The following is a 13,315-nucleotide window of genomic DNA, read 5'->3' as shown; positions in this document are numbered from 1 at the left end:
CCTCCATGCAATTAATTTATTTTTCTTCCTTCCATGAAGTTATCTTTGTATTTTTAACGTTTGGTTTTTTAATTGTCTTTATGGATGAATTACTCAGAACAATCTCCGATGCATTGTAATTAAATAGTCTCCCTGCATCGAGTTCTTCACTCAAAAGTATATCTACGGTATTTTCATCGTAAGATATGTCTGCTCCCCCAAGAAATACTATATTGCCCTCCGCAATCAATATCCCTTTAAATTTAGTTCCTGCCTCAACATATATGTCACCTGCAGAATAGATAATTCCTTGCAAATACCCGTCCTCTTTTGGAATATCTGCACTGTTTACCTGACTGCTTGATAGAACAACATTACCGCTGCTATTCAGGAAAAATACCCCTGATTTTGATACTACAGTTTTATCCCGCCTTACTGCTTTATTAATAAGCCCTTTTTTTTCACTGGCATTTCCGTCATCCGTAAGACTCTTAGTGGGCTTTGCTGCCATGACCTGTTCAAATTCCTGTACAAATAAACTCATGTTATTTCTATATAAAACAGACCTCATACCTTTTTCAATGTAGTACTGTCCGTTGTCCTCGGTAAACCCGCCATAGGGCCCGTAAACCGTATCGTTGGCAGCAACAGCCCCAAAACACCAACCTTTAACTTTACCGGTGTTTTTGACATAATTGCCGTCATCAGCTTTTTCATAATGTTCTATTCTGATATCTCCTGAATTCAGGTAGGAATAATATCCCACATCATCCTTCCAGAAGGTATCCCATATCCATTTGAAGTGCATTGCCCTATCCAGAATATCGAACAGCGGCTTTGCCTGGCTGCCCATCATCATTTGTACCGGGGGCGAATCATCCGGCTGACTTTCGTTCTTTGACTTATAGTTAAACCCGGCACTTATGAGCTTTTGCTGTTCCGTAGGGTCATTGACATTTATATAATCATCAGCATCAGGAACCCCGTTAGTATCCCGGTATTTGTCATACAGATAAAAAACGTTTCCGGGATATACCTCCTTTGATGGAATTTCAATGTCATCCCACATACGGAATGCTTCTGCCGGCAAGCTTCCTGATTTCAATACCGATATTCCTGAAAAATACATTTTATTATCGGTTATATTTTTATATTCGTTAAAGTATGTTGTTCCACCGATATAAAGGCTTCCGTTTATATTAAGGTTTGAATCGCCGGAAACTATAACTGCACTGGAAGTATCATAGCCTGAGGCTGAATCACCCGGATTCAGACCTACAAGCATACCCTCTCCGGCTTTTTCTCCTTCCCACTCTCCTATATTTACAGTGGAATTATTTGAATCAATCCTTAAGTCATCAGTCAAGAAAACATTTTTCAAGTTAATCTCACTTGAATGAGCCTTATTCTCTACTTTTACACTTCGTGCAAATACATCACCTTTTTGAACATTTATTTTTGATGGGGAGTTTGTATTACTATACAGAGTATGAACATATCCGGCAGTAATTACATTACCTCCTTGAATATTAAAAGCTCCCGGGAAATTTGCAAAATCTGAGTCAGACATACCCGGTATAGTCTCAATAATGCTATCTTTAAGGCTCTTGTTGTTATGTCCCAAGTTGATATCGTTCCAAGTATCCCTTGTCATCCCGGCCATAAAACCGCCGTATTTATAACCGTCAGCATTATAGTTTATATCAATACCGTTTACGGTTGGGATAGTTCCGAAGCATATTGCATTTCCCTTCTCAATGTTAACGTTTCCATTAACGGAAATAATGTTTTTACTTGCTACAATTGCCTTATCCTTAAGTATTTCAGGTTTGTTGTCCTTGTTGACCTTAACCTTTGTAAGCTTACTGTAAATAACAGGAATGTCAGAATTATCATTTACGGAATCAGTCAAAAAACTGAACTCTGCTGAAATAATTCTTTTGTAATTGTGCTTACCTGATTTGTATTCTCCCGTTGCTTTTACAGTAATTGACGATATTTCATTTTCCTGAAGAGTATTTGGGGCAACTGATGAATAGATATTGCTGGTTTTGTTCGGATGTATAAAGCTATATATATAACTACCATCGTTTATAGTAACATCTTTACCCTCTTTAGTAACAACATGCTGCACACCGTGTGGTATAGTACCGTCCCATTCCTCTCCGGCAGCTGTCTGTTTTTCAATCCATTCTGACAACATTTTAAAGAATTGATATTTGTACTCGGTTTCATAGATTTTATTCAGTTCTTTCTCATTTAATACTTTTATATTATTAGAATCAGTAGTATCAATAATCTCATCAAAAGCAGGCAATTTGTCATCTATAGCCTTTTTAATCACTTCACTGGAAGTTACCCTTGCACGGTCCTGTATTCTTCCCACCTCAATATCGAGCTTTTGCGCAACTTTTTCAGCGCCTGCCTGAGCTGCAAACAAAGCCTTGCTTCTGTCAGAGGTTACAGTACTCATTACAAGCTCTGAACCTGCAAGTGCCATGACAGCCAAAGCAGTAGCCGATAAAACAAATACTAAGAAAAGTACCATCGCCAAAGTTGAACCATTACTTTTTTTAAAAAACCCCTTATTTTACTCATAGTAACCACCTGCTACTTCTTTACATAGGATGAGGCAGTATATATAACCGTGCCATCTTTTTTTCTGACTTCAACAACTATTTCTAGAAGCTCATTCGTCCAATCATAATTAAATGCATTTGTTTCCATATAATTTATTTCATATTCCATCTTGCTGCTTTTATTAATAAAGCACACTCCGGGCTCCAACTCTTTACCGTCAGTTATATAGGTCTTCAGGTTAATCTCCTGATTGCTGTATGTAAATACCTTTATCTGTTCATCGGAGTTTTTCTTACCATCATCATTTTTACAGCTTAACTTAAGCTTTATATAATCCTGACTAGCAGGTGTAACTTCTACTGTTTTAACAGGTAAACTTTTACCTATACCACATATAATTTTAGAACCATTTTTCTCAAACTGCATAATTAATTTATCTTTGCGACAATCAAAACCTGTATCAATTTTTATACTTTGGGGACTGTTTGGACTGCTTGGGTCAGTTGTTCCATTGAGTGCCTTCAGTTCAATCATAGGTATGTTGTTATCCCCGCTGGTACCCTGTTCAATAATAAGCTCCATGTCAGGATTATTTGCTTCCGAGTTATCATATGTATAGTCATTTGTAGGAGGTGTTAACTGACCCGTCTCTACGCTTTTAATCCTGTAGTAGGGTTGCAGCTTTGTGTTAACTGCCTCTTTAAAAGGCTCAATGTTAAACGGTAAATAACCGGTTCCGGTACTTACAAGGTTTTTTTTAGACTTTACTTCATCCATTACCATTTGTGCAATGGCTGCCGCTTTAATCTTTTGCTCCGAATCCCTGTTATAGTAATAGGAAGACATGGCCATGCTTAACAAAGGTCCTGCAATCACCGCCAACAATATTACAGCAGCTAATACTTCTATAAAAGTTTCACCGTTTTCATTTTTAAGTAGCCTTTTGAGCTTAGTCATATAAATCACCTGCTACTATTGCTTAGTTACTTTTCCAACTGTTTTGCCTATTTCAACCCTTGGCAGACTGGGGTCATCCATATAAATCTTATAAACAAGCTGCTTATCCGAATTATTAATTATATTTAGTTTTACCCCTGCGTTGTCATTCTCATCTCGTCTCTCTGAAGAAATAATAACAAGCTTTAAATCCTCTCCCACAGGTACAAACTCCATAGTCTGACTGTATTGCTTATCGGGATAACTTTCATGATCTGTTTTAAATTTACAGTAATATTTACCGTTCTTCTGCTCGATAAATATCTCAGCGTTTTCTGTACCCTTGTTGTCACCATATACTACCGAGTATGAATTTTCCGGTAGCGCCGGGTTTTTACAGTTAATTGATACACTTGGAGCAAGCCCGCCTCCAAAATGGGCTGCTACTAAAGAAAAGTCATATGTACCCGGAATAATTTCATCCAGTTGGCCTTTCTCTTTATCTTCAACACTGTTTTTAGTATCAGTAATATCAGCATTTTGAGTAAATCCGGGTTGCCCTAAAGGATTAAACCCATTATAAGACTTAAAAATATCTTTCTTTCCGTTAGCAGGAATCGGAGCCCATTTGCCATCTTCAAGTATATAATAGTCTCCTGCTCCTTTATCCATAATTCCGTAAAATACTATTTCAGCACTTAGCTTTAAGTTTTTTTCATCTTCATCATTCTGTCCGCTATTTTGGCCGGGTGAAATACTAACTGCTTTACAAATCGCCTTATTTTTAAGCTTTGAAAGCTTATCAAAGTAGGCTTTTATATCCTCATTGCTCCCGGTGGCCTCAAGTTTAACAGAAACAGCGTAGCTTTTACCATCCGGGACAGCTTCATCGTCTGCACTGCTTTTTTTGCTTTTCAATCCCCAAAGATAAAAGTAATTTCTGATATCAGATAATATTCCATTTCCCAATTTGCTTCCGTCACCGTTTTCAAGAATATTATTACCCTTTACCTCCGAAGTACTGGCTTCTTTTTGAGTAGTATCCTTACTTTCCGACTTACTTCCGTCCATCCCACCTAAAGTACCAAAAGAAATTGACTTTACTTCCAGCCCGGCTTCACTTGTTAAATTCTTCATAAGCACCAGAAGCTCATCGCTGTCAATACTTGGTGGGTAGATTTCTCTCAAGTCCCCCAGTTTTTTAGACAGTATCTTTATATCCCCGTCAATTCTCTTTACCTTTGCCTTATGAGCCATATTCACTGCATAGGAGTCATTTAATGTTGCAATATCCGTTTTAAGTTGGCTGATAGAGCCTAACTTTGGTAACAGCAAGAATTTGAGAAAAACAACAGTAAATATCACCACTCCCAGAACAATCAGTAGTTTTTTATCACGCTGAGTTAATTTCATATGTATCTCCATTTCTATAATATGCAAAATAATTACTCCAGCTGATTAAACTATTTAAGGGCTTTTTATAACAGTAAAGGATTTAAGTATACGATCTATCGTTCTTTCCTTTACTTCAAAACTAGTGGGGTCGCTTTTGTATTTAACAATATAGCCCTTGTTGTTCTTGACTGTGCAAAGCTCCAAATATTTATATCTGGTTCCCTTTTCATCTCCCAGATACATCAACTTGTAAGCTTCTTCCCCTGAGTTTTTAGTCTTTGTAGTATATATTTTTTGAAAGCCTTCCAACTCACTTTTAAGTTTATCTATCCTTTTATCTGTAAATTCCTTTGAAGTGAGTTCAGTAGATGTGACAGTTATTTCAAGAGAATCCGCGTCTGTGGAATTCAATCTCTTATTTGCGGTAAACAAAACACTATCGTCCTTATCTACTTTTTTACTCCAGTCAGGCTCATAACAAATCCTGAACCCGTTTTTCCAATTGTTATATACAATTAGGTCACTCTTCTTTACACCACTCAGGGTAACGTCAAAAGTAGTACCATTATTTCCTTGTTTATTAGATATATTTGATAGAACCACACTATTAAAATAATCATCATCCATTAAATTTCTTAAAAAAGAAGCCAAAGTATTTTCATCTGCTGAAACACCCTTTAAAACAATTTTCGTATCTGATTCGTTATTACCCGTTGATACAAAATTTTCAATAAACAGCTTCTCAGGACATGCATTTTCAATTGCACTAACAATACCCAGAACATCAATCCGATTAAGGGAAAGTTTCTTACCTTCAGCCTCCCTTACTTCTACTGCCTTTTTAAGTGAATTGAACTCATTCACAGTTTCAACATAACTAGTGGTACTGTTTACCTTCTTTTCAAGTTCTTGTTTATCATTACGCAGATTGATTTCATAAATTGCAGGTACCGTGTAGGCAGCAACAGCTATAAAGCCAACGCAAATTATTAGGATAGAGAGATATGTCTTTTTAACTTTATTTTTTTTATCAACAATCAAACTTTTAGGAATAAGATTTAAGTCCTTCAAATACTATCCCACCCTTGCACGTATATTTTATTTACTTTTCTATATTGGGGAATCTGTAGCTGCTTTCAACCTCTACAATTCCGCTTTTACCGCATAATACCCTGACCTGAACTCTTAATTGATCATTATCGTTTAAATCGTTTTTATAAATTGGTTGAACAGTAAAGCCGGTTATGTTAATTTCTTTTCCTGAAGAAGATTTATCATTAATCCTCTTACCGTTATATAAAACCACACCTCCGCCGACATTTGAATCATACAGGTACTCCCTGATTCCATTACTAGCAGGAATACTTATACTACATCCATCCGGAGGTATATCTTCAATAACTACTTCACTACTTTTTGAGTTTGACTTATGCAAATCACCTATTTTAGCGTTTGACTTCTCCAAATCACCCATTATGCCATTAAAATTAATCCCGTCACCATACAGAATCTCTCTTGCAACTTGCTGAGCAGCCACTTTGTCAGCCTCTACCACACATTTATCGTAAGTCGTAGTAAAAATAAATGATAGTGGTACCATCAGTATCATCAAAATAGTTACTGCCCCTATTACCTCAGTTAAGGTAACGCCCTTTTCACTTTTAATATTCAATAATGACCCTCCCCACCATGTACTCTATTACGAGAAGGCTTATTTAAATGCTCTGGTCAAACAGCCTACGGCATTAATCAAAAAAGGGTAGTCCTGTTCAAAAGCTTCTTTCCCCTTATTTCCCTTATAAACAATTTCCTTTAGCAAAGGAAAGGATAGAACCGGCATATTGAAAGTACTTGAAAAATACTCTGTAATGCCTTTTAGCTTGCTTCCACCGCCATAAATATAAAGCTTTTCAACGTTATTTGAATTATCTCGGGAATTATAAAATTCTATAAACCTGTTTAAATCGGATATTATACTGTCAAGTGCCCCTTGAATAACCTCGCCTAAATCCTGAAATTTCTCTTCGGAATCAGACTGACTGTTAAACCCTTTAAAGGAACGTTTAAGTTCTTCAGCAGCTTTAAATTCCAGATTATATTTATTGGCAATAATACTATCCACCTCTGAAACACCATTTAATAAAATTCTGCTGAATTTTAAAATGTTATTTCTGAAAAAACACACTCCGGAAGTATCCCTTCCTATATCAACTACTGCGTATTCTTCTACGGTTTCATCATTATAAAGAGGTGAAAAAGATAAAAGCTTCAGAACACAATTAGATGGAATATCAATAGCTGCTAATTGCTGTTTCAAAAGCTTTGCCAGATTAATATAAGTCTCAATTTGCTTATTGGGAGCAGCTACAACCAGCACACGAATCTGATCGCCTATGTTCTCCATAACCTTAAAATCAACGGTATAATCCTTTAAATCCACAGGAAAATACTGCTGAGCCTCAAATTCAAGCATCTTTTCAATTTCCTGTTCCGTTGATTTTGGCAGCACTATGTCTCTTGTGATAACTCCCGTACCTGTAACAGTCATTACAAGAGCTCCGCCGCCTATTTTGTGAGTTTTAACAGCTTCACAAATAGCCTTGGACACCGTAGCGGTATCAATTATCATACCATCATTAATACACTCAACGGGTGTGTTAATAATACCGTATTCATTTATAAATATATTTTTTTTATTTGCTGAGCCACCAACAATTTTAATGGTGTCATTTCCGATATCCAATGCTAAAAGATTTTTCCCAACCATAGGTTCGCCTCTATATTTCCATTGATATAGTTATTTAAGTAAGGTCATATATTGTTCAAGTAGATTCCAACCGTATATAATTGTTATAAAAGTCCCGATTGCAATATATGGACCAAATGCAATGGTGGACTTTCTGTTATTCTTTTTTAAGATAAAAAGTAAAACACATCCGATAGCTGCTGAAAAAACAGAAAGCATAAGGCTGATAATTGTCATACGCCAGCCAAGGAAAAGTCCGATAACCGCAAAAAGCTTTATATCACCCATTCCCATAGCATCATCACTCTTATATACAAGCATCCCCACAAGAGAAACAATTAAAAGAAAGCTTGTACCCACGATAAAACCCAGTATGGGGTTGAACCATACTCTGTCTCCGAACATGTCCACCGGATAAAATAAATTGTATAAAAATAAAACCAGCCCGCTTATCAAGCCTGTAATAATAAAACCGTTTGGAATTATCCTGTACTCCGCATCTATAAAAGCGATGCAAATAAGTATGCATGATAGCAATGCCATGGCACCAAACTCAACTGTTAAAGAGTACTCTAAATAAAGTGCAACAAAAACAATGGCTGTAATGACTTCTACTATGGGATTCACGGCGGATACTTTCTCCCCACAATAACGACATTTGCCTTTCAAGAATACAAAACTGAATACAGGCACAAGATCAAGGGGCCTGAGTGTTGTCCCACAGTTGGAACAACGGGATGGAGGTCTTATAATAGACTGTTTTTGAGGTATGCGTGAAATACATACATTAAGAAAACAGCCTATTACAAGCCCGAATATTAATATATAAATTATGAGTAATGTTTGCATTTATTTATTTTAACTTTATCCAACTTGCCACTGGACTTGGTGTTGCACTTGCAGCAGTGGCTTCACCTGTAGTCGGGTTAAGATAAAAATCTTTTGATTTGTCGTTAGGCTTTGGAATAGATGCCAGTGCACTCCCTATTTTTTTCTTTACTCCTGTAAAATCAGCCGGAACGGTTGTATCAGAAGCATCAGCCATACCTACTAAATATGCATTTTCAATTGCCTTTTCATTAGCTGCATCCGCACTTGTTTTTGCCTTTGATACCTGATTTAATACCATCGGTGTTGCGACCGCAGCCAGTATACCCAGAATTGCCACAACCACAATCAATTCTGTCAGGGTATAACCCTTCTTATTTTTCTTTACCTTCTTAAAGAATTTAAACATTAGAACTCCCCCTTATTAGTTATATATATATATTTATTTTATTGGCCCACACCCTGATACATGCTGAATATGGGCAATATCATTGCTACAACAATAAAGCCTACTATAATCGCAAGTACCATCATCAGAAGCGGTTCCATCATAGCAACCAGTTTGCTCACAGATGTCTCCACTTCCTCATCATAGAAATCCGCCACCTTTTCCATGATGGAATCAAGAGAACCGGCTTCTTCTCCAACACTGATCATATGCGTTACCATCAGCGGGAAAATCCCCATTTTCTCAAGAGGTGCTGCCAAATTCGAACCCATTTTAATACTTTCCTTAACCTTTAAAAGACCTCTGGAAACAATCTGGTTGTTTACTACACCGTCTACAACCTCAAGTGCATGAATCAGAGAAACACCTGATTTCAGCAAAGTACTCAAAGTTCTTGTAAAACGTGAGGCCAAAATCTTCTGAACATTAACACCAACCATTGGCATTTTAAAAATAAGACTGTCAATAAAAAATTTACCGTATTCCGTACTTTTAAACCTTCTGAATCCCCACACCGCGGCTACGATAACCAGAGCAAACCCCAGTAAAAATAAAGGATTGGTAAATAATCCGCTTATAAATAATATTATTCTGGTAGGCATTGGAAGTGTTCCTCCAACACTGTTAACCATACTTACAAACTTAGGTACTATGAATACAATCATAAACGTAACCATTACCAAGGCAATACACCCTATAACCGCCGGATACATCATAGCAGTTGAAACCTTTGACTTAACTTTAGTGTCTTTTTCAAACTGTACGGATAGTCTTTCCAGAACTTGTTCAAGAGTTCCGCTTACCTCACCCACTTCGACCATACTGACCATTAGTACCGGAAAAACTTTTGAAAGTAATTTCATTGATTCAGAAAGTGTTTTTCCCTTCTGTACATCATCATAAAGTTGTGACATTGCATCACGCAGGGTGGGATTCTGTGTTTGGCTACGAAGTAAATCAAGACATCCAATAACTGAAACTCCCGCATTAAGCATAGTATGAAATTGCCGGCACAAAATAGACAGGTCTTTAACCTTTACTTTTTTATGTACCTTAAACTCAATTTCCTTACCCGGTCCGGTATTTTCATACACTGCCATAGGAAAATATCCTCGGTCTTTGACAAAAGCTATTGCCATATTGACATCGGATGCCTCCACATTGCCGGATACTGTTTCACCTGACTTGGTTTTAGCATTATAAATATAATTAGCCAATAAAAATCACCTGAAAAGTATATTATTTAAAATTATATTAGTATAAACCACAAATGTATTGATATGGAAATGTTTATATATTTAATATTATCACATCGTAATCAATAGTCAATAAATATTGCCCGCTTTACCCCATGTATCTGATAATATTATCCGGGTCCATTGCATAAGTCATTGCATCTTCCTGGCTTATAATACCTTTTTTATACAGGTTAGCCAGACTTAAGTCCATTGATTGCATTCCGAATTTTGCACCTGTCTGAATCTGTGAATTAATCTGATATGTTTTACCCTCACGGATTAAATTCCTTACTGCAGGAGTAGCTACCATAATTTCAATAGCCGGCACTCTTCCGGGCTTATCTTTTCTCGGCAGAAGCTGCTGCGAAATAACTGACTGAATAACCGTTGAAAGCTGAACTTTTATCTGCTGCTGCTGATAAGGAGGGAACACATCTATAATTCTGTCAATTGTATTAGCAGCTCCGATAGTATGTAACGTAGACAAAACCAAGTGACCTGTTTCCGCCGCAGTAACAGCTATTGCTATAGTCTCGGTATCTCGCATCTCTCCTACCAGAATTACATCAGGGTCTTCTCTTAAGGCAGCCCTAAGTGCAGCAGCATAGGATTGCGAATCATTTCCTATTTCCCTCTGATTAACAATGGATTTATTGTGTTTGTGAAGATACTCTATAGGGTCTTCCAATGTAAGTATATGACAGTCCCTGTTTTGATTTATCAAATTAATAATTAAAGCCAAAGTAGTTGACTTTCCGCTTCCAGTAGGGCCGGTAACTAAAATCATTCCCTTAGTTTTCTTGCTCATATCTGTAACAATATTAGGTAGTCCAAGTTCTTCAACAGATGGAATAACAAGGTTTACCATTCTGATAGCGGCACAGCAGGTGCCCCTTTGCTTGTAGACATTAACTCTGAATCTTCCCATACCTTTAAGTGAAAATGATAGATCAAGTTCGCCGGTCTCCTGATATTTTTTCCACTGTTCTTCATTGAGCATACTTCTGATATAAGCTTCAGTATCTGAAGGCATGAGTTTTTCCTCTCCTATGGTAGAAAGTCTGCCGTTCTTTCTGATAGTTGGAGGAATCCCTACTGTTAAATGTAAGTCAGAAGCGCCAAATTCCAATGTTTTTTTTAATAAATCCTCTAAAGAAAGCATAATAATCTCCAAAGCCTTTCTAATCTAACCAATATCAGATTACTAATTATCTATGAATTTTAATCATTTGAATATGCAATACGGATTAATTCATCAATAGTTGTATCTCCTGCCAGTACTTTTTTCACTAAATTATCTCTTAAAGTAACCATTCCGTTTTGTATGGAATAATTCCTGAATTCTTCTTCTGAACATTTATTATTAATCATTTCCTTATGCTTTTTTGTAATTGATATCAACTCATAAACTCCATGCCGTCCTCTGTAACCGGTATGGCTACACATGGGACAACCTCTCCCCTTGTATAAGACAGGCTCTATATCAGTTATTCCCAATATGCTTTTCTCATTATCATTTGCTGAATATTCCATTTTACAATTGCTGCAAATTTTTTTGTATAATCGCTGAGCTATAACACCTACAATAGACGAAGAAACCATGTAGGGTTCAATCCCCATGTCTATAAGCCTTAAAACCGAGCTTGGTGCATCATTTGTATGAAGTGTACTAAGAACCAGATGTCCGGTTATCGCTGCTCTTACGGCTATTTCAGCGGTTTCTCTGTCACGTATTTCCCCAATCATAATTACATCCGGATCCTGTCTAAGAATAGACCTGAGTCCCGCCGCAAAAGTCATACCTGTTTTTGTATTAACCTGAACATGATTAACTCCATCTATAACACATTCTACAGGGTCCTCCACCGTTATAATATTAATATCGGGACTGTTGATTTCACTTATTGCACTGTAAAGAGTTGTAGTCTTTCCACTTCCCGTTGGCCCGGTTACCATAATAATACCGTGGGGATTAAGCAGCATCTTGTGAAACTGCTGTTCCTCATAATCATTAAAACCTAATTGACTCCTGCTCAAAACAAAAGCCTTTTTATCTGCAATTCTTATAACGATCTTCTCTCCGAAAATTGTTGGTAAAATCGAAACTCTAAGGTCATATTCCTTGCCATCAACCTCAATACTTATCCTGCCGTCCTGCGGCAACCTTTTCTCTGCAATGTTCATACCACCTATAATCTTTATACGTGCAGAAATTGCAGGCATTATGTCAATTTCAGGCCTCATGATTTCACAAAGCTGACCATCGGTTCTGAATCTTATTTTTATATATTCTTCAAAAGGCTCAATATGTATATCGCTGGCTCTGCTTCTTACGGCTTGCTCTATAATTGAATTAATAACCTTAACAGCAGGAGCGTTATTAATTTCTTCAATATTCTGTTCTTCTGAAGTATCTGAATTTATTTTTATAGTAGAGACTTGTTCTTTTTTAAACTCCTCAACAGCCTTCATAGCTTTTTGAGCACTGTAATATTTGTCTATTGCTTTGGAAATATCATCAAAACTTGCAATAACAGGCTGTATCTCCATACCTGAATAAATGTTTAAATCATCTATTGCAAACACATTGAGAGGATCACTCATTGCAACAGTCAAAGTTCCTTTTTCCTTTTTAATAGGAATCAGCCCATACCTCTTAGCAATACTCTCAGGTATTGCTAAATAAGCTGACTTGTCAATATTATATTTTTCAAGTTTAACATGTGGAATACCAAGCTGAAATTCAAGGACTTGAATTATATCATCTTCAGTAACATAGCCTAGTTTTGTAAGTATAGAACCAAGTTTCTCACCGGTTTTTTTCTGCACTTCAATAGCGGATTCAAGCTGATTTGTGGTTATCATTTCGACTTCCAGCAACAAATCACCAAGCCGCTTACGTGTCTTGTTGAGCATTAGCAATCACATCCAAACAAAAGTTTAACATCTTATATCTATTTATGTATATTTTTCTGGTTTAATGTATATATTCCATATTATTACTCAAAATCCTTTTATTTTGTCAAAAATTATACATTTCCCAAGACAATCTATTAGATAAAGTAAACTGTTTAAGTTATTAGCTATACTATAATAATAAAAATTAACCAACGATTAACAACCAATATCAAAAAACGCAAAAAAAAATAGACCCTAAAGGATCTA

General features: G+C 36.5%; 11 protein-coding genes. All 11 read right to left on the bottom strand.

What is annotated here, in order from left to right:
* Nucleotides 1-16: 16 nt before the first annotated feature.
* The 11 genes from L323_RS0121055 to L323_RS35810 all read right to left on the bottom strand — a co-directional run bounded on the left by L323_RS0121055 (nucleotide 17) and on the right by L323_RS35810 (nucleotide 13,066).
* Nucleotides 17-2,527 (bottom strand): hypothetical protein, encoded by a 2,511-nt coding sequence (locus tag L323_RS0121055; protein ID WP_051153535.1) that lies wholly within the window; start codon nucleotides 2,525-2,527, stop codon nucleotides 17-19.
* Between the two features lie 62 nt (nucleotides 2,528-2,589).
* Complete coding sequence (locus tag L323_RS35855) at nucleotides 2,590-3,516, bottom strand: type IV pilus modification PilV family protein (protein WP_020816510.1); 927 nt, start codon at nucleotides 3,514-3,516, stop codon at nucleotides 2,590-2,592.
* A 15-nt stretch (nucleotides 3,517-3,531) separates the two neighbouring features.
* Nucleotides 3,532-4,908, bottom strand: a complete 1,377-nt coding sequence (locus tag L323_RS35850; protein WP_031342344.1) for a hypothetical protein — start codon at nucleotides 4,906-4,908, stop codon at nucleotides 3,532-3,534.
* 54 nt (nucleotides 4,909-4,962) lie between these two features.
* Nucleotides 4,963-5,961, bottom strand: a complete 999-nt coding sequence (locus L323_RS35845) for a PilN domain-containing protein (RefSeq protein WP_020816508.1) — start codon at nucleotides 5,959-5,961, stop codon at nucleotides 4,963-4,965.
* 31 nt (nucleotides 5,962-5,992) lie between these two features.
* Complete coding sequence (locus L323_RS35840; protein WP_020816507.1) at nucleotides 5,993-6,562, bottom strand: prepilin-type N-terminal cleavage/methylation domain-containing protein; 570 nt, start codon at nucleotides 6,560-6,562, stop codon at nucleotides 5,993-5,995.
* 39 nt (nucleotides 6,563-6,601) lie between these two features.
* Nucleotides 6,602-7,657 (bottom strand): type IV pilus assembly protein PilM, encoded by a 1,056-nt coding sequence (gene pilM, locus L323_RS35835; RefSeq protein WP_020816506.1) that lies wholly within the window; start codon nucleotides 7,655-7,657, stop codon nucleotides 6,602-6,604.
* Between the two features lie 30 nt (nucleotides 7,658-7,687).
* Nucleotides 7,688-8,485: a prepilin peptidase gene (locus tag L323_RS35830; protein WP_020816505.1), complete on the bottom strand. Its 798-nt coding sequence runs from the start codon at nucleotides 8,483-8,485 to the stop codon at nucleotides 7,688-7,690.
* A gap of 4 nt (nucleotides 8,486-8,489) precedes the next feature.
* Nucleotides 8,490-8,873 (bottom strand): type II secretion system protein, encoded by a 384-nt coding sequence (locus tag L323_RS35825; protein ID WP_020816504.1) that lies wholly within the window; start codon nucleotides 8,871-8,873, stop codon nucleotides 8,490-8,492.
* 38 nt (nucleotides 8,874-8,911) lie between these two features.
* Nucleotides 8,912-10,129: a type II secretion system F family protein gene (locus L323_RS35820; protein ID WP_020816503.1), complete on the bottom strand. Its 1,218-nt coding sequence runs from the start codon at nucleotides 10,127-10,129 to the stop codon at nucleotides 8,912-8,914.
* A gap of 127 nt (nucleotides 10,130-10,256) precedes the next feature.
* Nucleotides 10,257-11,312 carry a type IV pilus twitching motility protein PilT gene (locus L323_RS35815; protein ID WP_020816502.1) on the bottom strand — a complete coding sequence of 352 codons (1,056 nt, stop codon included), beginning with the start codon at nucleotides 11,310-11,312 and terminating at the stop codon, nucleotides 10,257-10,259.
* Between the two features lie 59 nt (nucleotides 11,313-11,371).
* On the bottom strand, nucleotides 11,372-13,066 hold the full coding sequence (locus L323_RS35810; RefSeq protein ID WP_020816501.1) for a GspE/PulE family protein: 1,695 nt from the start codon (nucleotides 13,064-13,066) through the stop codon (nucleotides 11,372-11,374).
* Nucleotides 13,067-13,315: the final 249 nt, after the last annotated feature.

Origin of the sequence: Ruminiclostridium papyrosolvens C7 (assembly GCF_000421965.1) — a bacterium.
Classification (GTDB): Bacteria; Bacillota; Clostridia; order Acetivibrionales; family DSM-1351; genus Ruminiclostridium; species Ruminiclostridium papyrosolvens_A.
The sequence above is the reverse complement of the archived record's forward strand: the minus strand, read 5'-3'. Positions and strand labels throughout refer to the sequence as shown.